This window comes from Streptococcus oralis subsp. oralis, assembly GCF_002096455.1.
GTDB lineage: Bacteria > Bacillota > Bacilli > Lactobacillales > Streptococcaceae > Streptococcus > Streptococcus oralis_CY.
The window spans coordinates 12,153-38,067 of sequence record NZ_NCUL01000006.1 but is presented as its reverse complement, the minus strand read 5'-3'; the positions used below and the strand labels follow the sequence as shown (position 1 = coordinate 38,067).

Sequence of the window (25,915 nt, the reverse complement as noted above, 5' to 3'; positions counted from 1 at the left end):
AATCCGTCTACCGCCTTATATATACTATTTTATAGTGATTTATCCGAAAATAAAGCCCGATTTTACGGGCTTTTTTATTTTTTTCTTCATATAAATAAAGATAACTTTAAAAAACTTTTGGGGCGAGTTTGGGGCAAGGTATTATGTGCGATCACTTCGTTCCATCTCGTACATTCTTACCGAATGCAGGACCAAATCACGATACTTCCAAGTTGATACCAGGTACTCAATAACCTCTTGGTCCTCTATCTTGCATTCCATGAATAATAACAACTTGACCGTGTATTCATTCTTTAAAATTGGAACAGCATAAGTCACATCTACCCAATGCTCAAATCCTAAATCAGTCTGCTCTATGCTCGCAAGTTCGATGTTCAAAATATTCATATTTTCTTCCTCCTACTTATCTATTCGTGAAAAAACATTATTTTTTAATTCTGAAACTACTTTCAGGCCAATTTTGTTGGCATTAACAAAACTGATAGCAACGCACTTTTAAGTAATAACATTCCAGAGCAAACAAAAAAACCGCAAGCTATAGCCTGCGGTTAAAACGATTCGAACAATATTTTAGAAATTTTCCTTTCTATTTTTAAAAAATTATTTAGTAGTGATTAATCCGTCAGGCAGGACAGTAAGCGCTGGTTTATCTGAACGACTGCCATCCTCATTGACATAGTACCAGCCGCCTTCGACTTGAACAAGCTCTTTTGAAGACATTGCGCCGTTCTCTTCTTTTAGATGGTATAGTTTGTCCTTATATTGAACCCAACCAGTAACCATCGCTCCTGAAGCATCAAAATAGAACCATTTGCCGTTCACAAACGCCCAGCCGATGGCCATTGCGCCGTTCTCTCTGAGATAATACCACTTGTCATCGTCTTTCAACCAGTTAGAAGATATTGAATAACCTCTCTCGTCGAAGTAGTACCAGGTACCATCAATCTTTTCCCATTCTTCTTTTGGATAAGATCCGTCAGGATATTCATACCACCATCCAGTATCATTCTTTTTCCATTTGGGCTTAGCTTCCTCGTCATCTAGTAAAACAATGTTCTTGTCATACGGATTTGAAGAGTATTGCCACCAGCGAATCCCGTCCATGGATGGGAAATATTCAAAGTTAGCTGTACCATCATTCAAACCATAGCCTGCAATCCAAAGGCTATTTGGAAATTTAGCAAGAATCTGCTCATAATAGATATTATTAAGCGTGAATGGCTTATAGCTGTAATAGATTGGCTCATAGCCATTTTCTTTGAGGATTTCCATGAAGCGAATACAAGCATCTGTATTTGCCTGTTTATCTCCGCTAGCGTGATCTTCGTAATCAAGACACAAGTATTTTACTTTTTGAGGTACATTGTCAAGGAAGTAGCGTGCCTCTCGCTCAGCTTCTTCAATGTCACCGCCAAACCATGCGAAATGATAAAATCCAACAGGATTGGATTGCTCTACTTGAGCTGACAGGCACGGATTTAGGTAGTTTGTGCTTTCAGAAATTTTGATAATAGTATTCTGTGTACTCATGTCAGCCAAAATACTTGTAATATCGTATCCATTGTGGCTAGATACGTCGATGAATAAGTCGTTTTTTTTCACTTTTTTATTTTCCTTTCCACGCATCATTCATTTGCTTAACTGCTGACTCGACGAAGGTATCCAAGTCCTTGTCAGTCATACTAATGTTATATTTGGTAAGCTCTGCACGGATTTTAGTTCGTGCTTGATCCAGCTTTTCTTCGCCTTTGTAGCCGGTTTCGGCTGCGACCTGCTCCACGGCATTGACCGCATTTTTAGCCAAGATTTCAACAATCTTGATAGTCTTTTCTCCACCTTTTTGAACGAGATAGTCCTTGACTGCTTTGACTGCGATACCTGCTAAAATGACAAGAATGCTAATTGCTCCATTTGCGATAATTTCATTGATTTGTTGCATGTTATTCTCCTTTTTCGATTTCGTCCATGCGGTCGTTCATGCGGACCATTTCTTTCTGAATGTCTCCGACCGTATGTGTAATTATCGTTAATTCTGTAGTGGTTTTTTCCAGGTGAGTCATCAAACGCTCTTCTCGTCTATTAGAGTCGGCCTTTGATTGCTCATGCAAATCCATAATCTTCTTCTCTCGCTTGTCCGAAGTCTTAATAAGATATCGAATTATAATAAAGAAAAGCAAGATAAACAAAATCGCCCAAGCTACCTGACTTTGGGCGATTTTTTCAGCTTCTTCAATCGGCATACAACCTCCTTCTAATCGATACGTGGCATGACCACGGTAAGCACACCTTGCTGAAGCATATCAGATAGTGACTGCTCTTTGTATGTGTAGCCCTCTGTGGCCTGCATTTGAAACTTGAAAATAGTTTGTGTACCTTTAGGCCATTTTGGATTGGTATCAAATGGATAAACACTTGAGATGATGTCTCCGTTTGAGTAGCGTGTGCTTTTTACTAGTGGCTTGACAAATGCAGCCACCTTGCCATAAGCATGGGTAGGCATTCCTCCATTTTGAGATACTGCCAAAGCAATCAAGACCTCTGTGATAGCTGAGACTGTGTCAAGGTTTTCCTTGTTCTCTACGGTCGCTTGCTCTACCTTAGTCGCCATTTCCTTATTTTGCTTGAGCTGCGCCTCTACTTGGTTAAATTTCTCTTTTTCGGCACGCTGTGGGAAATTCTCTTGGTAAAGAGCCTCAAGAGCAAGATCAAATAGCTCAGTATTTGACAAACCGATTTTGTCAGCTGGTAGCAAGATAGGTACGATAGCACCGTCTGAATTAACAAGTGTGACCTTGGTAGCTGATGCTGTTCCGCTCGCATCAAATTCTTGTGATTTTGAACCGTATTCTAATTTCATGCTTTCTCCTTTTTAAATTTTGAATGAAATATTGTCAAAGTTGAGCCATGTAGTGTCAACGTTTCCCTTGACTACTACAGTACCTCCTGGGTAAATTCCGACAACTGCAGGGCCGTAGTTACTGTTTAACACTGTTTTGAACAGTGCTGTGGATGGTCTGAAATTTTCAGGCAAAGTAAAGATAATTGATTCACGGGTAATCTTTCCGCCTTTACAGGTGCCTCTGATATAAACTACTCCGTCAAATGTTTTTGAGCATTGGACTTTTTCATACTCAGGATGATGAACCCAGCCATTTTGTAGAGTTAGATTTTGCCAAGGTGTTCCTTGAGTGTATTTTTGGATGTCATCTCTTGTGGTAACTTCTTTCCATTCTCCCCATTTATTAGCTATACGATATCTTACTAACATTGTCTCTTTCTCAGCTGTCCAATAAGTCTGCACAACATATTGAGCGTCATCATAGACTTGAACCAATAACCAGCCATTCTGATTTCTTGGTCTATCAGGTGCACTGTGACTATAATACATACCATTTTTAAGGATATTATCAAGACTTTCTTTCGTTAAAATAGAAATTCCGTTATTACGTGTCAGCTGGTGCTGTTGAATGGGCTTGTTGTCTGCGTAGATGCTTCCTTTTACATCAAGAGCGCCCTGTTCACGGATTTTGTTGACCCCAACACCCGACCTGTCATAAGACAAGACTACGCTCTCTGTGGCCACATTGACCATGAACTCAGTACGAGTGAATTTGTCCTCAAGGATACCGATAACCACCCACGACTGATTAGCTAGATAATTGCCAGCTAAATTAGCCTGGAAATTGACCAGACTTGAAATACTTGTCCAGGATCCAGTAGCTGGTCCATTGTCAACTGTGTAAGAGTTAGTCCCAAGCCTTGCAACCTTGAAAGTCAAGGTCATTGAGTTCTTTTGACTTCCTGCCACCGTCAGAGGGGCGATTTTGGCATTTCTCGTAGCTGTTAGAGTGCTAGAGGTTGAGCCTGTCCTTGCAATACTAAAGCTCAAGGCAGGAGCAAAATACTCAAGCACGGTCACGGATACCTCTTTAGTATCTGACCAGCGTCCACGGCTATCTGAAACACTCGTTCTGATTTTGATGGTGCCGTGATAGTTCATAATGCCCAGACTCCCACCGTTTGAACTTGTGGACTGGTTTTTGCCAATAATCTCAGCATAATATCCAGTGATAGACGAGCCGTAAGAGCCGACTGCACCATTAAACGCTACCTTGATGTTAGAGATGACCTGGATGAACGTTTCAGGATTTGGGATGAGGTTTTGAGCTGCACTGTTTAAGTCCGACAGGGAAACTCCTGCAAATGTGGGCTTGACATTCGCTGGTACGCTAGCTGTCAAGGTTGTTGACTGCGTTCCAGTTTTAGTGGAGCCTGAGTAGGTGTCAACATAGATCGTCCCTGTCCCACTCGCCGAGTTTGGAATGTCATTTGCAAAGTCAAGAGGAATCGTCCACGTTGTGGATGTGTCTACATTCGTTGCAATCGTCCCTGACTTTCCAGCCCATGAATAGCGCACTGTGTGCTTAAAACTGGAGCTTTGACGGTTGATGTTGATCGTAACCGAACTACCAATCACTCCAGCGCTCACGCTTACAGAGCTTGAACGTGGGATAGCAGTCAGACCGAGATTTCCTGAAACTGTGATGGTTCCATGTAAACCATTGTTAGGATTGAACGTACATGAGAACGGCAGTATCTTGCGACCGTCTGAGTTGTGTGAGATTGTGGTTGAACCACTAGCGAGAGTGACCTCGCCGTCCCAGACTTCCCAAACTGGATTGCTAGAGTGCACATTTTGGCCGTCCAAAGTTAGAGATAACGTACTGTCTCCCTGCTTATTGAACGTGTGATAGTACGTATAACGACTAACTGTCAACTGCCAGTTGATGGTTGAAGTATTAGTTGAAACGTCTGTTGAAGCTTCATCAATATACACATTCAAATATAAGCTGTTACTTGAATTACTAAATCTTGGCATTTCGCTCCTTTCTATCCAACGTAGCGGATGACGTTCATGTCAGGGTTAATATGATACTGCTCTTCTCTAAAACGTCCAATTTGGATAGTCTTAGAGAAAATACCATTCTCAATGTGGATGACACCCTGAGAAATATACATAACCTCTACACCAGCGCTAAACATTGAAATTCGTCCATTTGGACTAAATAGCATGCTAGAGCTACCGTCATTCTTACCAATCACAAGACCCTCATTTGATGAACTCATGTAAGTATCAATGAAATTCCAGCGGTCAGAGAGTTCTCCCAAATCTTTAGCGATATTAGAGACACGCTGGCTAGCTGAAATCAAATCTTTCTCAGCTTGTAACCTTGCTGTCTCGTTTGACTTGACAAAGTCCTTATAAGCCTTTATCCAGTTATCAAGCGTGTCAGCACTAGCTTTAGCCTCGAGCTCAGCCTGGATAATTCCAGCCTTTTCATTGAGAGCATTGAGTTGCTCCTGAGTCAATGCTTGATCAGCTTTAGAGTTGATAGTCTCTTGCACGTCTTCGTCTGACAATCTAAAATCAGTCATTACATTGCCAATTTCAAGCTGAACATCTGTAACATACAGATTGACAATTTTGTCATATCCAACATAGAGCATGACTCTGATCTCATCAAAAGGTATATCGTGCTTTGCTGAGAGAGAAAAACGCTGATACTTGTCAGTGATTTGGGAAGCAGGTATATCAAGCCATGATTGTCTAGCTATGACACCATCTTTTATAAAATGGAGTCCGATATGAGCCTCTTGAGGCGCTCCGTCTTTCGCAAACGATGCTGAAATTGTGACCGGAGTACCTGCTGGTTGAGGTAGTGAAATCTTTTGGCTTACGCCTTTCCATTTTGGGATAACTGTGTCATTCTCGCTAAACATATGTAAGCCTGGTCTGCCCTTATTAACTGCAGAATGAGTGAAATTATACGCTAATCCATTTACAGAAGATTTACTCCACTTATTATCTCCGGAGAGAAACGAGGCATTTCTGATATAGTTTTTTCCACCAATCTTTACATTATCGAAAAGAGCCGTCCAGTTGTATCTTGTAGGATCCTGACTGTCCGCCTCAGTGAAATCCGTTAGCGTCCCTAAATAGCGCTTATTTGAGCTATCAGTTGTACTGAAACCATCACGACCGTCAGCGGAGTTAGCCCAGGCTCGGTGAAAGTATGGAGTTTTTCCAGCCGTTCCGTCTGACGTATTGATAAGAGTCAACTGCTCAGACGCTACCTCTTTGTTATCAATCCATGCTGAGACCGTCAAGACCATCTTTTGATTGATGTCAGCAGCCCTCACAGTGTAGCTAGGGCTTGTAGCCTTGATTACACCATCCACCACCCATCTCCATCCACTGTTGATGACCTTGTTCCCTTTCATAAGAGTAGGGGTCACAATAGTCTGACCTTGGCCATTTTTAAAGGCTATGCCGTTGTCAGTAGCAAGTTTGATAGTGTAAGGCTTAGCCTCTTCTATCATCCTGTCTAGTTGTTGTTGAATGCCTTGGGATAGACGATTTTCAAGCGCCTTAGCATTTGAAAAAGTTGTCTTGTTGTTCTTCGGATTGGTAAAGCTGATAGTTTGCTCAGATACCCTCATTTCAAGCAAGAGAGTAGGGCTAAAGCCGTCATCATAGACTTTGACTGTGTCTCCTATTTCAAGATCCGCAAAGCCCTCAGCCTCGTAAGTTACTGCTGGATAACAGTTCTTTTTGAGTTCACGGTAAGCCGTCGAACGGATGACCTCAGGATTTGAACTCTCTACCGTCATATCCTTACGGATCCACTGGTCACGGTCCCCTGTTGAGTGAGTAAAAGTAGACGGATACATCTGCATAGAGAGAGGGGCATACAATGCAGCTCCTGACTGGTAGAACTCACGTTCTCCCTTTGCGTTATTGACAGACCAAGCTCCAAGGCCTCTAATATCAACTACGTTTCCTTTATCATCCTTACCTGTTGGGACAACCGTGTTATAGATCCCAGTTTTGTCAATCGTCCTAGTGATCGTCTTGAGGTTTTTCCCATACTTCAAGATTTTTGGGCTAATTTGCCCTACTCCCTGGTGGCTATCGTCGTGCTCATGATAGACATTGACTGTAAATGACTTGATAGAGCTGTCAGCGTTGAGACGTGTGTCAAACTCAATTTCTGCGCCAAATTTCTTAGCCAGGCTTAAAAGTCTATTGAGCTTAGTATCTGTGCCCTCCCATTCAGCAGAGATTTTCTTATTAGCAACCTCATTAATACCGATTTTTAAGAAAGTATAGTTGAGCAGGTCCATAGCCTCGCAAAACTCCTTAAAACTCATAGCTTTAGGTGATTTATAAGGGATAGAATACTCATTGATAAGCTCAAGGTTTAGATTGATACCGTAACATTTAATGACCTTCTCATTTTCCTCAATTTTTCGGATTGTATGCAGGTAAGTTCTGCCCTTGTATCTGAATGAAACAAAGGCTTTCTCATTGAGAGAGTTATAAGCCCTCTTTTTGCCTACATCTGAGATAATTGCCTTTTTAAAGACTGTAAAATCAAAGGTACTAGAACCAGTTTCCAGGTATCTTGTCCAGGTGTCATTGAAATAGTTCAATGTATCCTGTTTGTCATTGTCGATAAAAGCCACTTTTCTCAAATTTGAGTCATGTATTGTCAATAACATTGCTATAGATACCTTTCTTTAAATTCTACTTTTACAGTTGGCTTGGTCTTGACCCAACTTGAGCAATAGACCTCAAGCTGACTATTACCTGGAGGAATAGTCAAGAAACTTGATCCATCTACGACGTCTACAATCTTCTCAAGGCCGTCCACTGTGACAGTGTCATTCTCGCTGTTTAGCACAACGTTTGAACCGATTGGGTAGCGGTTCGGCACATCACCGATTCCTGGCACAAAATCTTTGCGATAATACAATTCATCAAGATACATATGAGAGACCATTGGATAATCTCGATATGCTCCTAATGTCACATGGATCTTAGCTGACTTTCTGCCCTTTATTTCAGGAACTGTGAAAGTAAAGTAAGAGCCACGATAAAAGACTTGTACCTTGTCATCATTCCGTTTCAAATCTGACCAGCCTCTAGCTACACTAAAAGGGTTAATGTCTCCTGTAGTGCTTCCGTCAAATTCCCAACGTTTCAGAATGTTATAGCTACCCTTGCCATCGCTAGCAAAGAAGTTATATTCACATTCTGAGCCCAGAGACCTTTTGAAACTCTCCACGCCGTATAAGAATTTATCGTTAGTGTCAGAAATAGTAATTTTAATAAAACCATACTGATTAAGAGCCTCAGACCAAAAGACTTGTCGCCACCAAAGATAATCGTTTAAAGACCCAATTTCTCCTACACTATCATTCGGGATAGTCCAAGTTAGACTAGCAGCATAGTTTTGTAACTTGGTTTCACCTCGTAGATTTTTTAATTTAATATGGGGACGCTCCCAGAGATTTATTCTTTCAGCGGTTCCTACCACATACTCCGTATTGTCGTTTGTAACACCTTGATTTTTTAATGCTTGGGAAAAACCAGTTGAGATTTTATCGCCTCTAAAATCCATTAAGATTTCGGATTTCTTAACTATCCCTGTATCAGCCTCTTCACGGTCTCCAACTTCAAAAGCTCCGCTAGTATTGACGAGACCGATATAGCCGTTCTCAGCGTTGTTTTTGACCGTAACGACAGGAAAAGCTGGGACGTTGCCATTATTGACCAAGTTAAAAACAACCTTGTCAGGTTGCTCTTGGCCGTTATCGAACCGTCTATAGGTCGTACCATGTGCGACACCATCAGGAACAAGAATCTCAAACTCGCCCTTTTGAAGCCATCTAGCTACGTTATCGACATCCACAGAACCAATGACAAGTCCCATATAGTACTTGTCAGGCTCGTCTGAAATATCAATACGAACTGGCTTGTCGGTGTTCAGGATTGTAGCTAAGGTGTGCTTGGCCAATTCGGTATCCCTAGCCGTTTTTTTCTGAACGGTAAACTTAACTTTGATTTTTTTAGGTCCGGTTCTTACTTCTTGGACGTTTACACCCAAAAAAGGGGCGTCATTTGTTGTGACGTCCCTTTCGTTTCCTACCGGACGAATTACTTCGTTGATTTTTATAACCTCAGAGAGGTCATGATTGTTATAGATAACTGTGTCCATTAAATAATCCCTCTCATCATGTTATCGATCATGAGTTGGTCTTTTTGGTAATCGGTCATCTTTTGGCCGATTTGACCGACAAGCGCTCCACTTTCCATCATCAGACTGACTGGCCGTTTGACTGCCTTCTCAGCAACTTCTAGAGCTTGCTCGACAAGTCGGTTAGATTTTTCTTGTACGACCTTAACGCTCGCTTTAATTTGACGATCTAGGTCTGACTTGACCTGAAGTGTCTTCGTAAGGCTAGCCTGACCTACTCCAAGAATGTCTTCAGGGGCAAAGTTAAAGGCTTTGATTTGGTCGAATACATCGCCCATGGCATCATCTACCTTGTGAGCATCTGCCAAGATACCGACTGCCACCCCTTGAGAAATGAAACGTCCGACGTTGTCTCTAAAACGGCGTGATGGACTGTTAATCTTAGCCTTGGCCTGTGCGGCTCTTTCAGCTTGAGCGACAAGAGCATTAGCAGCAGCCGTGACAGCTCCAAGCGCTGAGTACATACCTTGTGCTAAACCTTGACCAATCATGTCACCTACATAGCGCATAGTAGAGACGCCTCTCATTCCTGTAGACTGGATAGAGTTGACCATGGATGACATTGCTGATGTCGCCGAGCCGACTCCTGAACGGATACCATTTGTTATCCCTTCAGAAACCCCACGGCCTGCCTGTTGGCCTGCTTGCGTCATCTGAATTGACGACTGCAAAATTACAGTCACAATCAATGCCATGTTTGACTGAACCGACGATACAGCTTGAGCCATCGCTGAAGCCATACCTGAAGCAAGCTGAGAAATGGCCGATGTAGCTGATGAAGCTGAAGCGTTAATCATCGTTAGAGTAGAAGACATCGCTGAAGCCCCACTTTGAGCCATCATCATAGCATTAGCTAGAGCCACCAAACCTGTCTGAAGCGCCATTACACCAGATACAGAACCAGACAAGCTTGCAAATGAAGCCATGACCGATGTAGCAAACGTGCTCATCGAAGTTCCAGCGCTTGTCAGTGTTTCTGGCAATGTGCTAAGGTTAGTGCTTAGTGATGATAAGGCCGTAGGTAGTGATTGCAAGGCTACACTTGCAAGTTGAGCTGATATAGCTATCAAACTCAACCCAGTCCCTGCTTGTTGCAACCCAGGACCTGCTGAAGCAATGCCAGAATTGGCAATAGCTGTCAATCCTGTTGCCACTGTTGCCAATGTTCCAGCTAAATCTAGCAACCCTAATTCAGTGAGCATCGAAATCCCTTCAGCCATGTATTTGACTCCAAGGCCTGCGTTTAAGGCAGCATTACCGATGCTGTCAAAGATTCCAGCTACACCGTCAAGGACATTACGGATAGCAGAGCCAAAGGACTCAACTACACTACCAGCACTTTTCAAGATAGAGCTCACTTGTTCTCCAAATGTTTTCAAGAGATTAGACAAGCTATCAATGATAGGACTAATCTGAGAGAACATGCTGCTAAATGACGAAACAATATCTGCAATTGAAGGAGCAATCGCAACCACCATTTCAGTTATGGCTGGAGCAAATGGAGCTATTGCTTCAACAATTTGAACGATAGCGTCAGCAATAATTTGAGCTACTGAAACGAACGCATTACTTATAATATCGACGATTGGAGTGATTGCTGTAGCTACAGTTGCAATTGCATCACCTAAAGCTGTAATGAATGGCGCAGCTGCTCCAATTGCTTCTCCAACCGCAACAACAAGAGGAGATAGCTGAGCGAGGGCGCTTGTTACTGTTGGTAAAACTCCTGCGACAGATACAATAGCCTGAGCAAATGCACCAATAATCGCAGTAGCAACCGTAGCGAATGCCTGACCAACAGCGTTAATGATCGTGGCTACCCCTTCACCTTGACTAGCAATGAGACTTAAGCCTGCCGCAATAATAGCCACTCCAGCGCCGATTCCGACTGCTGCAATACCAATCGCTCCGCCAAGAGCAAGGATGTTCCCAATCCCAGCCGTTCTCAAAGCCAATCCAAATGCTCGGATGACCGGAGCCAATCCAGAAAGAGCAATTTTGATGCCTTCACCAATTCCTGTCGCAGCCGTTTTGATTGCTGTTCCTGTTGTTTTGATTAGAGTTGAGATTGATTTGAAGATTTGAGCGATTGCGCTTTTCGAGCTCGTTGCACCTTTTACAACTTCGTCTGCCCCTTCCTTGGCGCCTTTAGCAAATAAGCCAAACGGATTAAAGCTCTTCAAGAAATTAAATGCCTTGAAAGCGACTAGAGCTCCTCCAATCCCTGCAATCAATCCTCTCCAGACATCTGCACTAATTGATTGAGTTAATTTTGAAATCCAGCTCACAATCATTGAAATAGCGTTCACGACGTGCCCAGCGGCTGCGCCTACGATATCCCAAGGAATAGCATCGCCTAACTTAATAGCAAGATCTAAAGCTGCATCCGTCAAATCCTTAAATGCTTGATAGGCGTTCTTGATTGCTCCTGTTTCAGAGAAGGCTTCTAGTGCAAACTGAAAGGCCATAGCCATATTCTGGATGATGACGTTAACTGTTTGAATGACATTTCCAACCCCTTGAATAACATTACCAAACCCATTGGATTCGCTTGTCAGTTCTTCAAAGAGCGACTGGATTGTCACAACAACATCTCGAAAAGTGTCCTTGATTACGTCAAAAACACCCTCGTCAACTCCGAGCGAAGCAAACAACGATTTGAACCCTTGTTCAATCCTTGGCCCAGCTTCTGCCAAGGCTGTATCGATAGCTTGAGGAAGTTGTCTCATAATATTTCCAACCATAGGCAAGAAATTGCCTAAAAGGAACGTTGAGGTGCTAGAAATAAGCGCTTTTAAAGACGGTCCAATATCTTCTCCGAGCGTCAAATTCGCCAAGAAGTTGGATGCCGAAGCCTTCATTGCCGCAAACGAACCACTGAATGTAGTCTGCGCTTCTTGTGCTGCGACTCCTGCGACTCCCAACTCTTGTTGAACTAGGTCGATGGCTTCTACGATATCCGCAAAGTTGTTGATATCAAACTTCTTGCCCATTGCTTTTTCTAATTTGCTGGCGTCTTTAAGAAGTCGTTGCATTTCTTCTTTGGTACCGCCATATCCAAGTTTCAAGTTATCTAGCATGGTATAGTTCTGTTTAGCGAAGCCTTGGAACGTTTGCTGGATTGAACCAATATCTGTACCCATCTTGGCTGAGTTATCAGCCATGGCCATGATAGCCTTGTCTGCCATTTGTGCAGCCTTCACAGCATCACCACCGAGCGCTTGCTTCAAGCTGGCACCGAAAGAAACAGCTTGCTCTGCGTAGGTATTAGCAGAGATACCAGCTGAGGCTGCAGCGTTCGCATATTGCTTTACAGACTCAGCTGCAGTCGTATATAGCGTATCAACGCCACCAAATGATTGTTGGAGTTTGGCGCCCTCATCTAGAGCTGTAGCAAATACACCCTTGATAGCACTGCCAAGGGATTGAATCCCAGAAATCAGCGCACCGCTGACAATGTTAGCTCCTAAAACTGACTTAAAGACCGAACCTAGTTGCATCCCGCTTTCTGTCAGTCCGCCAACCATCCCTTTTAGACGTGCCACTCCTGATTGAGCCTTATTGCCATCCATATCAACTTGGATGACCACTTTACCATCTGCCATTTATGCCTCCTTTCTACTCGTAATAGTCATACTCGTCATCTTCTTCGTCGTAGTCATCGTCTGGAAGACGATACTCTTTTTGCAACTCTCGCATCTTATCGATGTATTCCTGACTGTCGCCTTTTTGCGGTTCATAAGAGCGAATTTTCACGACTTCTACAAATTTGGTTCCCTCAGGCAAGCCAACAATTAGAGCATTGAATTTCTTCCAGTGCAACTTACCGATTTCTTCGATTAAGTCGATTCTGTAAGCTTGCATGAAAGAAGCAAAGATATAAGCTCCGTCATGCTTCACGTTGTAGAGTCTTTTTTGTGGTGTTTCTGACGTTGTCGAGGACTTTATGACATTGCCTGCCAAGTCATACTCAACATCGTCTTCTTTCTCGCCTGTCTGGATGTGCTCTTCAAAAATTGCCTGAACAACTTCCAAAGCCTCCTCAAAGCTTAAACAATCAAAAGAAACACCCGTAAGGATCCGCAACGCTAAAAACGGGCGCATGAATTTAGGAATATCATCGTCTTTCCATAATTCAAAAACTTTCAAGACTCTATCGAACGATAAGAGCAGAGGGAAAGTCTGTTCTTTGCCTTCAATTTCTAAAACAAGCTCATCAACTAGCTTTCTAGAAATATCTAACATGGCATCACGCTAGATATTTCTTGAATGCGTCTTCTGAGTTGCGCTCTCGATATTCTTTCTGAATCCCAAGAATGGTCTGCATCAGATAGTTAAATGCGATAGTTGTATCTTCGTCTGCGAATTTATAGACTTTTTCAAATGCATCCGCTCCGAATAATTGAGTCCAACCATCTTCGATAAGCTCTTTAGCTTTTTCTGCGATTTTCTCGTCGGAAAGTTTTTCAATTTTCTTCCAGTTCTTTGCTAAGCCCTCACGGAACTTATCAAGTTCCTTCACGCCCTTGTCATTTGCAATGTATTCCAGCTGAAATTCTCCGAAATCAATAGGAATGATATTGCTTAATTTCTTAATTACGACCATTGTTTTTCTCCTCTTTTCAAAAATAAAAAGGCGTGATATTTCACGCCTCAGATTATCCTGGTACTACTGTTGATTTCTTAGGTTTACGGGTCCATACGACCTTAAACTTAATACTTTCATTCTCTGACGCTTCACCGTCTCCGATTTCGATACCAGAAAGACGAGCTGGACCTTCATACTGGGTCTTACTGGTCGAGTCAACTTCCTTGTACCAAACCAAAAGCTCGTCACCGACTGCGTCTTCTTTGTCTGCCACAAAATTCTGCGCTTTGTCATCTGTATCACGAACGCCCTCGAATGAGCGCCCTCGTGTTTTAGTGATCACTTGTTCTTCAGGTGTCCCGTCGCCAGAAAAGTCGGTAAAGTCGTCTGTCTTCTCGTTGTTTTCTGGCGACGATTTCTTAATCCCTTTAGCGATCCAGAGATACTCCGCTGCAGTCGGTGGAGTATCTGGAGTTGCTTCTTTGTAAGGACCGATGTAGTGTTTACGTTTTACGTTTTTATTTTTAACCATTATTCATTCCTTTCGATTTCAAGGCTGGCAGTTACGTCCAGCAAGTAAATGTAAAAACCTTGCTCATCTAAATCGTTTAAGTAAGGTTTGTCAACTTTTAAACCTAAGAACTCGTAAGAGCCATTCTTACTTGGCAATTCTAGGTCCATTTTTGATAAGGCAGCGTTAATCTGCCACAATGTATTATTGTTTAATTCCTGATCTCGTGACTTGATAGCAATTTCAAAGGGTAAGCTGACCGTTTGAGTGCCGGCCATGTCCTCGTCTACCACTTCTCCGCCAGGTAGCGGATAAAGGACCAATCCCTCTTTTTCGGCTAAATAGCCGAGCTTAGACGGAATTTTGTCTTGGATGCCTTTGATATGCTCAAGCAAGACCTCTGCAAAATCATTTTTTTGAATCATTTCACTCCCATCGCTTTCGCTCCGACTTCAGCCCAATTCTTAGCATATAGAGCTGAGGCCTTTTTATCCCACCTTGGACCAGTTCCAGGCGTTGGTTTTTGGCTCAGCAACTTATCTTTATTTGCAAAGAAAAATCTTCTTTGTTTTTCTGAAAAGAAACCTTTCCGCTTCTTGCCATAGTAAAGCAATCGAGCGTAAGGTGTCGCATAGACAATCGAATCTTGTCGAACATGTCCGCTAGAACGTAGGTCTCCTCTTCGTTTTGGGACAAATCGCTCCATATCCATCAGCATCTGGTTGGCAATAGCTAACTTCCCTTTTGCGAAATTCTCTGGAGATACTTTCTTCTCAACTCCTGAAAGGTCTATCTTTACATTAACGCCGCCCATCAAATCACCTCGATTTCATAAGCTAGTAGCTTCTTGGTTAGAGGATGATATTGAGGGATGATGTTCTTAACAACGTAGCTGACGCCGTCCTCTTCTACAACCCCACCAACGAAACTCTTGTCGAGCGCCACAGGGCAGTATTTGTGATAGACAATCACAGTCGAGGAATTGGACTCACTACGATGATTGCCTGTTCCGGAACGAGAAAAGGATCTATCGAATTTGCAAGGGGATAACAAAAGAGGGTCAGAGTAAGCCTCTTTCCCCCAATCGTCCTCACCAATTGTCTTTTTGATAGTCACAGAATTAGGTAGCATTCGTTTATCTATCATAATCAACCCTCGCCGAACCAAATCCAACCATCCTGAGCCAGTTTTCAGCATCTCTTGATAAATTATACCTTTCACCCAAAGAAAGCGAACCCGAGCCATTCTGAGAACCTGAACGATAGCTTATAGATGTCCGCCCTACTGACATGCTGGCAATAGACTGCTTGTCCTCTGCCGTCATGATCCCAGAACTATCTAAATAAGCTACTTGATAAGCCGTGGCACGTTTAACTGACTTCTTGCGAGCTTTGTTGTCATTATCAAAGCTGTTTAGAGAATAGAAATCCCTGATGTAAGCATCGATAGCGAGTTCAGCACGCTTTAAAAGCTTGTCAAAGTCGCCCTCAACCTCAAATCCGAGCTTATCGAACTCCTCTTTAGTTAAGTAAGCCATCTAATCACCTCCTTAAAAGGTGGATGTCCCCACCTCAACTAGATCTTGCTTAGGCTCTTCAATGAGTTCAAAGCAATCTTCACCAATCACCTCATTAAACAGGCCATTGATTCGATTAGCTTCGTCTTGATCTAGCTCGTATTCTTGCCCTTTGTCAAAATGACGGTCAGACTTAGCTAGATAAGCGTTCAATTTTGCTTTAAATTTGGCCATTTAGCACCTCCAATAGCTCGTCTTTGGTCTTGTTTGAATAGCCCTCAAACCCTCGCTCTTTAGCAAGAGCTTTCAACTCTGCCAAAGTCATGTCCGAAAGTGAATGAGTAGCCAAAATCTCTGAGATTTGGCCATCTTCAATCACTTCTTCAAATCCATCAGCTAATAGCTGAGCTTCAAGCAAGCTGCCTTCTTGCACGGTGTAGACTTGATTCCCTTTTTCGTACTTACGCATTTTCTACCTCCTCATTAAGCAGATTTGTGAGAAACATAGACCCCATCTTGTTTTGATTGCAAGACGAAAAGGTCATGATACAAACGGTTTTGATACAAGTATCCGTCACCTTCAGTGTGTTGACCAGGAGCGAACAGATAGATTGAGTTGAATTTAGCCTTGGCAATTACTGCTGGCTTAGCAACGATTAAGAAGTTAATGTTTTTACCATCTGAAGCCTTAACAAAGCCTTCAGTGAAGTCAAACTTAGTCTTGAAGCGTGCATCGTCCCAAACTTCGATAAGCTGAACTCCATCAAGTGAAGTGACACGAGTGTCGATGCCTTGAGGTGATGTAGTAGCGATTGAGCGTGTGAACTCTTTAGAACGTTCCAAGAAGTCCATGACTTCGCTAGAAACATACATAACGATATTTTGAGCGCCATATTTACGAACTGGCAAAAGGGCAGCTTTCAATTTTGTGTAGATGTTCACTTCTGACAGGTCATCTTCAGACTTGAAGTGACTGTTTGTGATAGCTTCTGTAGCAATTTTAGAGAAGCGGTAAGCGTCCACTTCTGGAGTAGCGTGTTCGGTGATGAATGTATTAGATACGTTTGCAGCTGAAAGTTCTTGGTTCGTTTCGTCTACGTCTGCAGCGTCTACGAAGAACTCGACGTCACGGTCAAATCCGAGCGTATAAACTTTCTTGTCGTTTGATACTGTACCAGCATTGTAGCCTTTAGAGCGTGTGTGCGCCTTGTAGCCAGTAACTGAAATGGTAGGCAACTCGAAAGACTTAGCGCCCAACCAATTTACTTGTGGTGTTTCCAAAATACTTGTAAGCGCGCCTTGCATCAATTTCTTTTCAAAGGTGCCTTCGTGTTTAGTGATGTAGTTGATTGTCATTGATCATTCTCCTGTTAATTATTTAGTCCGAGAGCCTTCAAAAAGGCATCTTCTTGGTTCGTTCCAGCCGTCGGATTTCCTCCAGCTGAAAATGTTGGCTTCTTCTCCTCAGGTTGCTCTGTACGACCAAACTGAGGGTATTTCTGCAACACTTGAGCGATAGCGTCATCAATAGACACATCATCGGATACTAAGCGAGCAGATAGAGTGATGACGTCGTCTACAGACTCAGCATTTACTCCCAGAGTCAGAGCTGATATTTTCGCTTCCAGGTTCTTCTTGTCTGACAAAGCAAGTTCTAGCTCTTTCTCTTTAGCAGCAAGCGCTTCTGACTGTTTCTCAGCCTCGCTCTTTTGTGAATCTTTCCACTCTTTGAGTTGTTGAAGTCCTTCTTTAGCGCTTTTGACATCCTCAAATCCTAGGCTTTTGAAGATTTTCTCTTGTGCCTTTCTTGACTCCTTAGCGACAAGGCCAGTCACTTCATCTTGAGTGAAAGTCTTGACAGGTTGCTCTTGAGTTTGTGACTCAGTGGTTTCTCCAGTATTGGCTGACTGGTCAGCTTGTGTTTGAATGTCTTCTGCCATTCTTCTGTCCTCCTAAAATTAGGTATTATCTTCCGTTCTTTACCGACTGCGGATAAAGTCAAGCAAAAAACCGCATCGAATTCGACACGGTTTATAGTGGTTTATAGCAATTTATTGCATGAAAAAAGCGCCTAGATTGTTCTAAGCGCTAAGTTTTACTAACTGTTTTACCTGTTCATAGTATGGCGTTAGGAAATTGATAAATCCTTGCTTATCACTTGGGTCATGTTCCTCTAAGAACATCATCAGCTCAAAGTCATTGAGAGCGTCAAACATTTCAGGGTTTTCATTGTCCCAAGCCTCGGCAAAGTCTTCATCTTCTCCGAAAAGGGCGTTAAACTTGAAGGAGAAATCCCAAAAATTATCAATCTGACCATTGACAGCTTGCTCTAGCATGTCTAATACTTGTTGGCTGTATTTCATAATGGTTTAAATCCTTTCAGTTTTTTACGTTTCATCATAGTTACTACAATATCTGTATCAGGCTCAGTGATATAGAGGATACCGTTATAGTATCTTGCAAGTCTGCCATTCTGCTCTGATACATAATTAGGTGGTAGAGAAAAGGCTGTCTTTACCGTTTCATAATTATAAGCAAACGTGCCGTCTTTACGCCTCATACGTTCTATGTAGCGTGCTATTGCATGGTCTCCAAACGTTATGCCAGCATTTTTGAAATTAAAGTAAGCCTCCACTGCCTGCTGTTTCTGCTTGTCAGACAGTTTCTCTTGAATGTCCCCTTTAAAATAATTGACAATCCTATTATCATGCCTAAAGGAGTCTTTTTCAGAGCGACTTAGAGCCCGAAAATCACTATAAGATTTAGGTGCTTTATTTCCTAAATTTTGTAGTATTTCAGAATACTCCTTTTTGGAGCGTTTGTCAATAGTTTTGTATAACTTTTGAACTGCATCATCATTGTAGCGATATCTTTCTCTTTCCTCATCCCGTTTCAGGAATGGGTGCTTATCAATGTAGTCTTTCAAAGCAGCGTTTTGGGTGCCTATCTTACTCTTATACTTGTCTATCAGCTCTTTATCGCCCAATTTCTCAGCGACGTGAAGTTTTTCCTTGTTCGCTCTGATAGACCGTTCTAGTGCTCTCTGCTTAGCTTCTGCGTTGGCATTCTCTATCGCTTGCTCTGGACTAACCTCTGCCACGTCCTCGCCCAAATCGGGCCTATAATTGGCTCCAGGAATGAACGGTGTCAGCATGTGACCGCAGTTAATACCAAGGCACCCTTCAGGCCGACCGTAACCATAATCTGACAAAGCTAAAATCTTCTCGCCATGTTCGACCCTAGCCCGGCCAGTCGTCACTATCTCATGTTGCAAAGGCGCACACGACTTGCGAGCTGACGCCTTTTTTGAAAAATAAAAGGTATCAATACCCAGCTCTTCAGCTGGTCTCGTTCGCATTTCTCGATAAGTTCGATAGGTTGTCGTCTTGATAACTGTCCGTGCGTAGTTGTCTACCTTCCAGTTACGCCCAGCGCTGTCCTTGAAACCTTGAAAACCTTTCTCTTGCCACTTCATGACCGTGTCAGAGATAGCCTTATCAGCCGTTGACAAGCCTGTGACCACTCTTGCGACAGATTGCTCCACAATACCTTGATAAGCGCCAATAACAGCCTTTGGCAAGGTTGTATTGATGAGATTGTGGAGGTCACCGATAGCTTGATTAGCATAATCAGCAAGAATTTCTTGAATGTGATTGCTATTTCCTGCGGATCCATGGCCTAAATCTTCCATGAGTTGTTGCTTTGTGTCCGTGTAGAGCTTCAAACCCTCATTTTCGACGATATAGCGTAGTTGCGCTTCAGCGACTCCAGAGTATTTAGAGATTAGCTTCAGGTTCTCCTCGTTCAGCATGTGCATCTGTTGCATCTTCTCAAGTTGCCAGATATACGGTTGCTTATCAAGATAGACCGTGCCACGCTCCGTCACACGTTCGACCACGTTATCAAATAAATCCAAGGCTAGCTGATGATAGATGTCTGCGACATTGCTTGCTTGAAGCAGCAGTTGCTCGTCATTGAACTGGATTGGTGGTCTCTTCTTTTTTACCATGGATAGCCTCTTCTATTCCTTCTACCATTTTTTTTGCTAGTATTCTCCGTCCTAGTGAGGGGCTTTCAAGTCCTATAAACGACCTTAGATGTTGAATTAGATTCATTTAATCATTCTCCATAGATATCAATATCCTCTTGTGTTCGCTGACTGTTAGCCGTGTCCATCGTTTCCTGATTGATTGCCTGAATCATCTTCTTAGCGTCAAGCTCTGACATATTGAAAGCCTTTTGAATAGCGTGAGCCTTGCTGACAATGCCACTGGCCAAAGCCTTAGTCCAATAATCAAGCTCATTGTTCTTGTCAGTAAAGACTCCATCGTCGAGATTGATTGCAATCTTCTCCATTTGAGGAATTGGACCGCTATACAATCCATAAAGGCTACCAAGCTCGCAGATTGAAATAATCAACTCTTTCAAGGATTGCTCGACCAAGCTGACAATACTGTTTCTCATTTGGTAAGTATCAGAGTTTTCAGAAACGACCTCGGTCGCAGTCTTCAAGCTCTGACCGTCAAATGTAAACATCCCAGCGGATACACCTAGAAGCATCTCAAATAGACTCAAGCCTTCGTTAATGGTCTTGATGTAATCATCTGCTCTGATTGCAGTAGTCAAGTCTGTGATGCTTCCACCATCCATGTCGCTAGTAGATAAGCGCAAGTAGACATTCTGCTCTGTATCAAACCGCTTGACAAACTGGGCGTCTCCGTCAATGTTGACCATTCGAGTTTCTGTAAGGTTCTCAGGAACTGCCACTCTGCGTTGGCCCATCTTAACTTCCCACTTGAACTCGTCGTAAGTGGTGTTAATAAAATCAATCGTGCTCTTGGCATTATCGAAGATAGACAGACCGAGAGGCGAATTGATGTCCTTGTTGTTCATGCCTGGAGGTTTCAAGTAAGAAAAAAGCGGTCTTGTTAGACCGTCAAGTTCAACTTGTTCTTCTAGATCTTCGTAGACTTCGGCCAAAGGCACACGTCCGCCAACTTGTTCAGAGTTTTCAGACCTGTATAGCTCGTTAGTGATGATGTACTTCCCGTCGCTTGACCACTCGTGGAACTCAATCAACGTGTAGTAGATATTCTTCTGACCTGAAGCCTTAATTGTTTTAGTAACGATTGCAGCGCTTGAAATGTCTTGCGTGTTGCTTTGCAACGGCAAAAAGACAGGCGCTTGCACGAATGAAACTCTCACTCGTCCATTATCCACATAAGGCCTCATAGCAAGACCTCCCAAAGCAAGACAACTCTCAAGATAGCGCTCAAAATTTTTGTTAAACCTATCATTCTTCAACGTCTCTTGAATGAATTCATCTGCCAGCTCGTCGTCCAATTTAATCGAAGCCTGTTCATTGAATACCAGGCTTGCAATCTTCTTAGCAGCGGTCCGAGCGATTGGCAAATGGGCCGCTTCTCTTTGTTTCTTGATGCCGTCCGTATTTATGTAAGTGATTTTGTCAGCGTTGCTCTGATAGTATCTTAAATTCTCGTTGATTCGACGATACTCTGCGCTTGTCACTGCAATTTTAGGATGGTCTGTAATACTTGCGAGACTTTCTGTAGTCATTGCGTACTGTCCTCTCTTAAATAGATTTTTGACAAATTGAATAATGCCCATTTATCGGCTCCTTGTTGCTAAAAATTGGCGTAACGCTTATAGAATACGTTCACACTATATCTGAATTCGTCCATTGCGTGGTTATTTTTGTCAATTGGCCGTCCATTATCATCACGGCTGTAAAGACCAATCTCTTTCAAAAAGTGATAGTGGTCGTACTCTTCTTCTTGGTGATTGATAAGCAAGAACTGACCTGAAGAGATGATATTCTGGCCACGCTCAATCCCGACCTCGATACCCTTCGCCTTACTGCTGACATCGTGAGCATTATTCAAAGCCCCTCTTGTCTGAATGCCTAGCTTATGCAATTCCTCTCGTAAGGATCTACATGCTGGGTCAATACAGACATCGGTATAGCGCATTTGATACTTGCTAACACACCACTGAATAAACGCTCGAAGCTCGACCGCATAAGTAGACATTGCCTTTACTTGACCAGTCTCAGCACCGCTATGGTAGTAATGAGCTACACGATTAAGCCTAAAAAAGGTTCTGCCGTTCTCTCTATGCTTAGTAACGATGTTACATGACATTGAGGTAGCGTCAGATTGCCCACCATCGCCATTGAAATACATTTCCATAGGTTCGCCTACCAAGTTGTCCTTGATGTTCTTTTCAAGGTCAAATAGGCCGTAAATAACGCCCTGAGGCATCACCCTCTGACCAAGTACGTCTCTCTTGTAGAGATAAGGATTTTTCTTAAGCGATTGAATAATAGACTGCTTACGCTCTTCGGATAGAATCGGATTGTCGTCCATGGTCCAATGCGTCCAGCGTGTGTTCTGGACATCAAATACATCCTTAATGACTGGATGTTGTGGAGCTGGAGGGTTCAGGTCAGCTAGATGATATCTGAGCTTAGCGGCCCACGTCCGTCTGAACGCTTCCTGTATAAAGTCCATGTTCAGCAGATTGATTTCACAAAAGACCACTGAGCCTAAAGACATACCAGTGATAGCACCTACACTATTTGCTTTACCTCCACCTTTGTAGTAGACACGCTTAGTGCCATTTGGTGTATCGATTAAGAGGTGGTCTCCGTGTTCGTCGTGCCTGATTTTGCAATTCCCATCGAATATGTGCATCAGACCTGTACCGTCACCGTCAATGAATAGGCGGTAGGCTTGCTCTTGGTTGTATGCAGCTATAAGATGGTTCTCGTCTGGTGACTCAATCAAATATCTTGCGTATCTGAAATGACCAGCGGTTGTTTTACCGCTTCGAGGCGTGCCCTCGTTGACCTCAAGCTCATAGTTGAACGGTCTACGAATGATGTTGAGTTGTTTGTTTGAAAAATCAATCTTCAACCTCATCACCACCCTTCACGGCATTCAACAGAGCTTCCATGAGAGTAGTATCAGACTTGGAGCCTTGGTTGCTTTCAATCTTGATCTTGAGCAATTCAATCTCTTGTCTGATTTTATCGTCTGTCAATTCAAAGTCTTTCCAAGCCATGTTATTCATGCCATCCAAAGCCGAAAGAAAAGCGTTAGAATTAGCTTGCCTTATCCCATCTTGTTCAATACTAGCTCTTGCCTTGTTCTTGAGCCATTCATACTCATTAAAAGCCTGCTCTCTGGACCATAGAGACATGTTTGAGAACTGTTTTAGCAACTCACGATACCTTGACAAAACCTTTACATTTTGAAGTAAGACGGCTGCTTTGCTATCTACACTACTATCTAGCCATCCTTTCGCCGATGGATAGGCTTGTCTATACGCTTGTCTTTGAGATAGTCCGGAGATTATCCCTTGGACAAATAGCTCTTGTTTTGGGGTTAATTTATCCACTCACCGGACTACCTCCTTTCCGACAAAATAAAAAGCCACTCAAAGAGTGACTGTATGCGGTAAGTGGGTGCCTCCCCCACCAGAGCCTTATATAGCGCTACTTTATCTCTGTCCTACAGGTTAATCAGCCTAAATCTAATTACCGCCCTGTACCCCTATTGTGATAGCTACTCACAGAGATACAATTGGAACGACAGGACTCGAACCTGCCTACGTTTCAGACCCTTTATAGTCATATCGCTCCACCAACTGAGCTACGTTCCAACTGCAAGTAGACTACAGACTTGCGTGTTAATTAGAAATTACTTTTTCTTTTTTATTTTTTGTAGTCTTTTTTGCGATATTAAAACATCCTACTCTATCGCCACTGGGAACCCAAGCCAGCAGTTTTTCAGAAGCTTTTCTAGGTCGTTGCCTAAGGTGCCTTTGCCTTAATTCTTGATACTACCATTCTAACAAATTATCGTTACAGTGCACATCAAGATTATTTTGATTAACACATATTCTCAAGATATTCTCAAGATAACTCAAGAAATTCCAAATTATTCCAAAATTACCTCCAGCTCTTCAATAGCAACCTTACGCATGCTATAATACGAGCTCTTGCTGATTGATAACTTATCACAAATATCCTCGATATACGTTTTAGTAATATATGTCATTCTCAGGATTGCCCTGTACTTTGGATTTTTAAGCCTATTGATCATTCTACCTAATTCAAGCTTTCTGTTAATAACTTCCTTGGTATCCTGTTCTATAGCCTGTTTCATCACTACAAGCTGAGTATAGACGTCATCAACTTTTCTAGCTTGACCACCTTGGACTTTAACGTCTGTCCACTTGGGGCTTGAGAGCAAACCCGCCTCAAGCTCATTGATTTCATCTATACGGCTTTGGATGTCCATGTCCAGATCCTGCAACTCTTTCAAGAGCTCTTTAGCCTTATTCACTCTCTGTCTCCTTTGTGATATAATAATAGTGTTGAAAATTATCGCTGAGGCAGAGAGTGTCTTAGCTTTTTTGTTTGTCATCGGTTTAAAATCTTGACGACCTCACCAATTTTGAGAGGGACCCGTACATACTTCTCCTCGTGCGAAAGGAATTTAGGGATTTTAAAATAGACGATCGTTTGATTTGGTGCCACTTGTTTTATTGTATCAATGTATTTCACCAAATTGCTGTTAAAGGCGGCATTTCCTAACAAGATGAACCTTGGCAATGCCTGTCTAATCAGCTTCAGCCTTCCTGAATACGGATATTTTTTTGGTCTCATTGTTTATCCCCTTCCTTATTCTCTAAAACGGCATCTTGTATAAAAGTATTACCGATTTCATAGCGTATGTATTCCTCAGCTGTCACTTCAAATGTTTCTTCAACTTGCTTATTACCTGCATATCCTGAAACGACCAGAATGTATTTTCTTTTGGTTCTGGTTGGCACAAGTACCGAACTTTTACCATTCATAACAGGTATGAACGTTGTGTGAGGTTCATCAATGTACTTATCTACCACTGTCCCACTCGAAATCTGGTGACATGCTACGAGTAAGGATGCGAATAAAACAATACATAGGATTTTAAAATATCTCACTCCTTCTCCTCCAAAAGTTCCTTGTTTTCATAGACGTTGCCGATGATTTCCTCATATCCAGTCCACGCATATCCTTCACTCAATCCTTTTAGATAAACTGCAGGCATGCCGCCTATGAATGTACCACCGTATTCTTTTTCTAAATACACTTCATGGAGACATCCTCTTGTACATTTAACGATGTCACCGACGAACACTTCCTTGCCATTTATGTCAAAAAGTCCTGTTGATTGCATGAGGATAGCATTCCCGATTTCAACTTCAAACACTTCCGTCTCTACTGGAAAGCCATCTTCATAGTAAAGTTTTCTTAGCACAACAGTCTCATTTTCAAAATCAATGCCTTTAAGGTCGTTCGCCATGGTATCAGCCTCTGAAATCCACGCTCTAAATTTCGGTGTCATAATCTCACCTCATCTCCAATCCTCAATGATTCGTAGCTTGTTTGCGTAACTACGAAAATGCCATAATTTTTAATAGTGATTGTATGCAGGTCTCCAATCTTCTCCTTGTGGACGACTCTGCCTTTGATTTCTGCGCCTTGATTGTCAGCTTTATAGACGATCATCGGGCGCTTTTCTTCTAGTTTTTTTATGTGAATACTCTGCCAGACATTCAATCCAGCAGATAATAGTAGCCATATTACGATGAATCGTTTCATGCCTCCTCCTCAAAATAAAATTTACCATTAAAAGGCTTGATTTCAATAATTCCATAATCTAACCCAAGTCTTGCTATAAATGGCTTGCTGATTCTTTCGTGCAAGGTAGACATCTGCTCTCTAAATTCTTCTAACAAAAAAGTAGATTTGTAGAAATTACATTGATAACAAGCGGGCATATAGTTTTCAAAACTATCTTCTCCGCCTCGATAATGAGGATGCAAATGATCCACTCTCAAAGTTTTCAAATCCAAAATCTTGCCACAGTAAGCACAGTGACCACCGTATTTATCTAAAACCTTCTGCCGAGTGGCTTTAGATATGCTTTTTCTTCGTTTCAATCTATGACCTCCTCGACAAGAATGTAAGTTCTTTCTTTGTTTATTTGTTCGTAACGTGCAACTTGGTAACCTATAATGTTTATTTTCGCCTTGCCACTTGTTGCTATTTGGACTTTTTCAATATATTCATTGAGTTTCTCCACCGCCAGCTTTTCTTCGTCGTCAACGAACTCCATGAACACTCTCAT

General features: G+C 42.4%; 31 protein-coding genes and 1 tRNA gene. All 32 read right to left on the bottom strand.

All coding sequences use genetic code 11. The features are described from left to right. Window positions 1-141 precede the first annotated feature (141 nt). Window positions 142-387 (bottom strand): DUF7720 family protein, encoded by a 246-nt coding sequence (locus tag B7720_RS02485; RefSeq protein WP_084856352.1) that lies wholly within the window; start codon window positions 385-387, stop codon window positions 142-144. Between the two features lie 213 nt (window positions 388-600). Further along, entirely contained in the window at window positions 601-1,602 is a 1,002-nt protein-coding gene (locus B7720_RS02480; protein ID WP_084856357.1) for a GH25 family lysozyme, read from the bottom strand. Window positions 1,603-1,606: 4 nt separating this feature from the next. Continuing rightward, the gene (locus tag B7720_RS02475; protein WP_084856351.1) at window positions 1,607-1,939 is read right to left on the bottom strand and encodes a phage holin; all 333 of its coding nucleotides are present in this window, start codon (window positions 1,937-1,939) and stop codon (window positions 1,607-1,609) included. 1 nt (window position 1,940) lies between these two features. Beyond that, entirely contained in the window at window positions 1,941-2,240 is a 300-nt protein-coding gene (locus B7720_RS02470; protein ID WP_084856349.1) for a hypothetical protein, read from the bottom strand. A gap of 11 nt (window positions 2,241-2,251) precedes the next feature. Next, a complete protein-coding gene (locus B7720_RS02465) occupies window positions 2,252-2,857 on the bottom strand; it encodes a DUF1366 domain-containing protein (RefSeq protein ID WP_084856347.1) in 606 nt (201 codons plus the stop codon). Window positions 2,858-2,869: 12 nt separating this feature from the next. Continuing rightward, window positions 2,870-4,879 (bottom strand): DUF859 family phage minor structural protein, encoded by a 2,010-nt coding sequence (locus B7720_RS02460; protein ID WP_084856345.1) that lies wholly within the window; start codon window positions 4,877-4,879, stop codon window positions 2,870-2,872. An 11-nt stretch (window positions 4,880-4,890) separates the two neighbouring features. Beyond that, window positions 4,891-7,563, bottom strand: a complete 2,673-nt coding sequence (locus tag B7720_RS02455; protein WP_084856343.1) for a phage tail spike protein — start codon at window positions 7,561-7,563, stop codon at window positions 4,891-4,893. Window positions 7,564-7,565: 2 nt separating this feature from the next. After that, a complete protein-coding gene (locus B7720_RS02450; protein ID WP_084856342.1) occupies window positions 7,566-9,062 on the bottom strand; it encodes a distal tail protein Dit in 1,497 nt (498 codons plus the stop codon). Beyond that, entirely contained in the window at window positions 9,062-12,706 is a 3,645-nt protein-coding gene (locus B7720_RS02445) for a phage tail family protein (RefSeq protein ID WP_084856340.1), read from the bottom strand. Before B7720_RS02445 ends, B7720_RS02450 begins: the two co-directional genes overlap by 1 nt. Window positions 12,707-12,719: 13 nt before the next feature. Next, complete coding sequence (locus B7720_RS02440; RefSeq protein WP_049490341.1) at window positions 12,720-13,346, bottom strand: Gp15 family bacteriophage protein; 627 nt, start codon at window positions 13,344-13,346, stop codon at window positions 12,720-12,722. Window positions 13,347-13,350: 4 nt separating this feature from the next. Then, a complete protein-coding gene (locus B7720_RS02435) occupies window positions 13,351-13,707 on the bottom strand; it encodes a 4a-hydroxytetrahydrobiopterin dehydratase family protein (RefSeq protein ID WP_049490343.1) in 357 nt (118 codons plus the stop codon). A 52-nt stretch (window positions 13,708-13,759) separates the two neighbouring features. Continuing rightward, the gene (locus B7720_RS02430) at window positions 13,760-14,221 is read right to left on the bottom strand and encodes a phage tail tube protein (RefSeq protein WP_049490345.1); all 462 of its coding nucleotides are present in this window, start codon (window positions 14,219-14,221) and stop codon (window positions 13,760-13,762) included. Next, on the bottom strand, window positions 14,221-14,625 hold the full coding sequence (locus B7720_RS02425) for a minor capsid protein (RefSeq protein WP_049490347.1): 405 nt from the start codon (window positions 14,623-14,625) through the stop codon (window positions 14,221-14,223). The genes B7720_RS02430 and B7720_RS02425 overlap by 1 nt, the downstream gene beginning before the upstream one ends. Further along, the gene (locus B7720_RS02420) at window positions 14,622-15,014 is read right to left on the bottom strand and encodes a minor capsid protein (protein ID WP_049490349.1); all 393 of its coding nucleotides are present in this window, start codon (window positions 15,012-15,014) and stop codon (window positions 14,622-14,624) included. The genes B7720_RS02425 and B7720_RS02420 overlap by 4 nt, the downstream gene beginning before the upstream one ends. Beyond that, on the bottom strand, window positions 15,014-15,346 hold the full coding sequence (locus tag B7720_RS02415) for a putative minor capsid protein (RefSeq protein WP_049490351.1): 333 nt from the start codon (window positions 15,344-15,346) through the stop codon (window positions 15,014-15,016). Before B7720_RS02415 ends, B7720_RS02420 begins: the two co-directional genes overlap by 1 nt. Continuing rightward, a complete protein-coding gene (locus B7720_RS02410; protein ID WP_049490352.1) occupies window positions 15,336-15,737 on the bottom strand; it encodes a hypothetical protein in 402 nt (133 codons plus the stop codon). The genes B7720_RS02415 and B7720_RS02410 overlap by 11 nt, the downstream gene beginning before the upstream one ends. Before the next feature lie 12 nt (window positions 15,738-15,749). After that, window positions 15,750-15,950 (bottom strand): hypothetical protein, encoded by a 201-nt coding sequence (locus B7720_RS02405; RefSeq protein ID WP_049490353.1) that lies wholly within the window; start codon window positions 15,948-15,950, stop codon window positions 15,750-15,752. Next, window positions 15,937-16,185 carry a Rho termination factor N-terminal domain-containing protein gene (locus tag B7720_RS02400; protein ID WP_084856338.1) on the bottom strand — a complete coding sequence of 83 codons (249 nt, stop codon included), beginning with the start codon at window positions 16,183-16,185 and terminating at the stop codon, window positions 15,937-15,939. Before B7720_RS02400 ends, B7720_RS02405 begins: the two co-directional genes overlap by 14 nt. Window positions 16,186-16,199: 14 nt before the next feature. Further along, window positions 16,200-17,072, bottom strand: a complete 873-nt coding sequence (locus tag B7720_RS02395) for a hypothetical protein (RefSeq protein WP_084856336.1) — start codon at window positions 17,070-17,072, stop codon at window positions 16,200-16,202. A gap of 14 nt (window positions 17,073-17,086) precedes the next feature. Then, window positions 17,087-17,656, bottom strand: coding sequence for a hypothetical protein (locus B7720_RS02390; RefSeq protein ID WP_084856335.1), 570 nt, complete (start codon window positions 17,654-17,656; stop codon window positions 17,087-17,089). 141 nt (window positions 17,657-17,797) lie between these two features. Beyond that, entirely contained in the window at window positions 17,798-18,079 is a 282-nt protein-coding gene (locus B7720_RS02385; protein WP_084856333.1) for a hypothetical protein, read from the bottom strand. Next, window positions 18,076-19,725 carry a phage minor capsid protein gene (locus tag B7720_RS02380; RefSeq protein ID WP_084856330.1) on the bottom strand — a complete coding sequence of 550 codons (1,650 nt, stop codon included), beginning with the start codon at window positions 19,723-19,725 and terminating at the stop codon, window positions 18,076-18,078. Before B7720_RS02380 ends, B7720_RS02385 begins: the two co-directional genes overlap by 4 nt. A 110-nt stretch (window positions 19,726-19,835) precedes the next feature. Beyond that, on the bottom strand, window positions 19,836-21,344 hold the full coding sequence (locus B7720_RS02375) for a phage portal protein (RefSeq protein ID WP_142358704.1): 1,509 nt from the start codon (window positions 21,342-21,344) through the stop codon (window positions 19,836-19,838). Window positions 21,345-21,361: 17 nt separating this feature from the next. After that, window positions 21,362-22,657 (bottom strand): PBSX family phage terminase large subunit, encoded by a 1,296-nt coding sequence (locus B7720_RS02370; RefSeq protein WP_142358703.1) that lies wholly within the window; start codon window positions 22,655-22,657, stop codon window positions 21,362-21,364. After that, window positions 22,641-23,135 carry a terminase small subunit gene (locus B7720_RS02365; protein ID WP_084856326.1) on the bottom strand — a complete coding sequence of 165 codons (495 nt, stop codon included), beginning with the start codon at window positions 23,133-23,135 and terminating at the stop codon, window positions 22,641-22,643. The genes B7720_RS02370 and B7720_RS02365 overlap by 17 nt, the downstream gene beginning before the upstream one ends. A gap of 185 nt (window positions 23,136-23,320) precedes the next feature. Next, a tRNA-OTHER gene (locus tag B7720_RS02360) sits at window positions 23,321-23,399 on the bottom strand. Window positions 23,400-23,677: 278 nt separating this feature from the next. Further along, on the bottom strand, window positions 23,678-24,085 hold the full coding sequence (locus B7720_RS02355; protein WP_084856325.1) for a DUF1492 domain-containing protein: 408 nt from the start codon (window positions 24,083-24,085) through the stop codon (window positions 23,678-23,680). Window positions 24,086-24,404: 319 nt separating this feature from the next. Further along, window positions 24,405-24,725, bottom strand: a complete 321-nt coding sequence (locus B7720_RS02345; RefSeq protein WP_084856321.1) for a 3-dehydroquinate synthase — start codon at window positions 24,723-24,725, stop codon at window positions 24,405-24,407. Further along, window positions 24,722-25,129, bottom strand: a complete 408-nt coding sequence (locus B7720_RS02340; RefSeq protein WP_084856319.1) for a YopX family protein — start codon at window positions 25,127-25,129, stop codon at window positions 24,722-24,724. The genes B7720_RS02345 and B7720_RS02340 overlap by 4 nt, the downstream gene beginning before the upstream one ends. Beyond that, window positions 25,126-25,386: a DUF1372 family protein gene (locus B7720_RS02335; protein WP_084856317.1), complete on the bottom strand. Its 261-nt coding sequence runs from the start codon at window positions 25,384-25,386 to the stop codon at window positions 25,126-25,128. Before B7720_RS02335 ends, B7720_RS02340 begins: the two co-directional genes overlap by 4 nt. Continuing rightward, window positions 25,383-25,727 (bottom strand): HNH endonuclease, encoded by a 345-nt coding sequence (locus B7720_RS02330; protein ID WP_049490374.1) that lies wholly within the window; start codon window positions 25,725-25,727, stop codon window positions 25,383-25,385. The genes B7720_RS02335 and B7720_RS02330 overlap by 4 nt, the downstream gene beginning before the upstream one ends. After that, entirely contained in the window at window positions 25,724-25,915 is a 192-nt protein-coding gene (locus B7720_RS02325) for a hypothetical protein (protein ID WP_084856315.1), read from the bottom strand. The genes B7720_RS02330 and B7720_RS02325 overlap by 4 nt, the downstream gene beginning before the upstream one ends.

Excerpts from the sequence above, each read along its gene's own strand:
- B7720_RS02485 (WP_084856352.1), bottom strand. The coding sequence starts at position 387 with ATGAATATTTTGAACATCGAACTTGCGAGCATAGAGCAGACTGATTTA.
- B7720_RS02475 (WP_084856351.1), bottom strand. The coding sequence starts at position 1,939 with ATGCAACAAATCAATGAAATTATCGCAAATGGAGCAATTAGCATTCTT.
- B7720_RS02470 (WP_084856349.1), bottom strand. The coding sequence starts at position 2,240 with ATGCCGATTGAAGAAGCTGAAAAAATCGCCCAAAGTCAGGTAGCTTGG.
- B7720_RS02465 (WP_084856347.1), bottom strand. The coding sequence starts at position 2,857 with ATGAAATTAGAATACGGTTCAAAATCACAAGAATTTGATGCGAGCGGA.
- B7720_RS02460 (WP_084856345.1), bottom strand. The coding sequence starts at position 4,879 with ATGCCAAGATTTAGTAATTCAAGTAACAGCTTATATTTGAATGTGTAT.
- B7720_RS02455 (WP_084856343.1), bottom strand. The coding sequence starts at position 7,563 with ATGTTATTGACAATACATGACTCAAATTTGAGAAAAGTGGCTTTTATC.
- B7720_RS02450 (WP_084856342.1), bottom strand. The coding sequence starts at position 9,062 with ATGGACACAGTTATCTATAACAATCATGACCTCTCTGAGGTTATAAAA.
- B7720_RS02445 (WP_084856340.1), bottom strand. The coding sequence starts at position 12,706 with ATGGCAGATGGTAAAGTGGTCATCCAAGTTGATATGGATGGCAATAAG.
- B7720_RS02440 (WP_049490341.1), bottom strand. The coding sequence starts at position 13,346 with ATGTTAGATATTTCTAGAAAGCTAGTTGATGAGCTTGTTTTAGAAATT.
- B7720_RS02435 (WP_049490343.1), bottom strand. The coding sequence starts at position 13,707 with ATGGTCGTAATTAAGAAATTAAGCAATATCATTCCTATTGATTTCGGA.
- B7720_RS02430 (WP_049490345.1), bottom strand. The coding sequence starts at position 14,221 with ATGGTTAAAAATAAAAACGTAAAACGTAAACACTACATCGGTCCTTAC.
- B7720_RS02425 (WP_049490347.1), bottom strand. The coding sequence starts at position 14,625 with ATGATTCAAAAAAATGATTTTGCAGAGGTCTTGCTTGAGCATATCAAA.
- B7720_RS02420 (WP_049490349.1), bottom strand. The coding sequence starts at position 15,014 with ATGGGCGGCGTTAATGTAAAGATAGACCTTTCAGGAGTTGAGAAGAAA.
- B7720_RS02415 (WP_049490351.1), bottom strand. The coding sequence starts at position 15,346 with ATGATAGATAAACGAATGCTACCTAATTCTGTGACTATCAAAAAGACA.
- B7720_RS02410 (WP_049490352.1), bottom strand. The coding sequence starts at position 15,737 with ATGGCTTACTTAACTAAAGAGGAGTTCGATAAGCTCGGATTTGAGGTT.
- B7720_RS02405 (WP_049490353.1), bottom strand. The coding sequence starts at position 15,950 with ATGGCCAAATTTAAAGCAAAATTGAACGCTTATCTAGCTAAGTCTGAC.
- B7720_RS02400 (WP_084856338.1), bottom strand. The coding sequence starts at position 16,185 with ATGCGTAAGTACGAAAAAGGGAATCAAGTCTACACCGTGCAAGAAGGC.
- B7720_RS02395 (WP_084856336.1), bottom strand. The coding sequence starts at position 17,072 with ATGACAATCAACTACATCACTAAACACGAAGGCACCTTTGAAAAGAAA.
- B7720_RS02390 (WP_084856335.1), bottom strand. The coding sequence starts at position 17,656 with ATGGCAGAAGACATTCAAACACAAGCTGACCAGTCAGCCAATACTGGA.
- B7720_RS02385 (WP_084856333.1), bottom strand. The coding sequence starts at position 18,079 with ATGAAATACAGCCAACAAGTATTAGACATGCTAGAGCAAGCTGTCAAT.
- B7720_RS02380 (WP_084856330.1), bottom strand. The coding sequence starts at position 19,725 with ATGGTAAAAAAGAAGAGACCACCAATCCAGTTCAATGACGAGCAACTG.
- B7720_RS02375 (WP_142358704.1), bottom strand. The coding sequence starts at position 21,344 with ATGGGCATTATTCAATTTGTCAAAAATCTATTTAAGAGAGGACAGTAC.
- B7720_RS02370 (WP_142358703.1), bottom strand. The coding sequence starts at position 22,657 with ATGAGGTTGAAGATTGATTTTTCAAACAAACAACTCAACATCATTCGT.
- B7720_RS02340 (WP_084856319.1), bottom strand. The coding sequence starts at position 25,129 with ATGACACCGAAATTTAGAGCGTGGATTTCAGAGGCTGATACCATGGCG.
- B7720_RS02335 (WP_084856317.1), bottom strand. The coding sequence starts at position 25,386 with ATGAAACGATTCATCGTAATATGGCTACTATTATCTGCTGGATTGAAT.
- B7720_RS02325 (WP_084856315.1), bottom strand. The coding sequence starts at position 25,915 with ATGAGAGTGTTCATGGAGTTCGTTGACGACGAAGAAAAGCTGGCGGTG.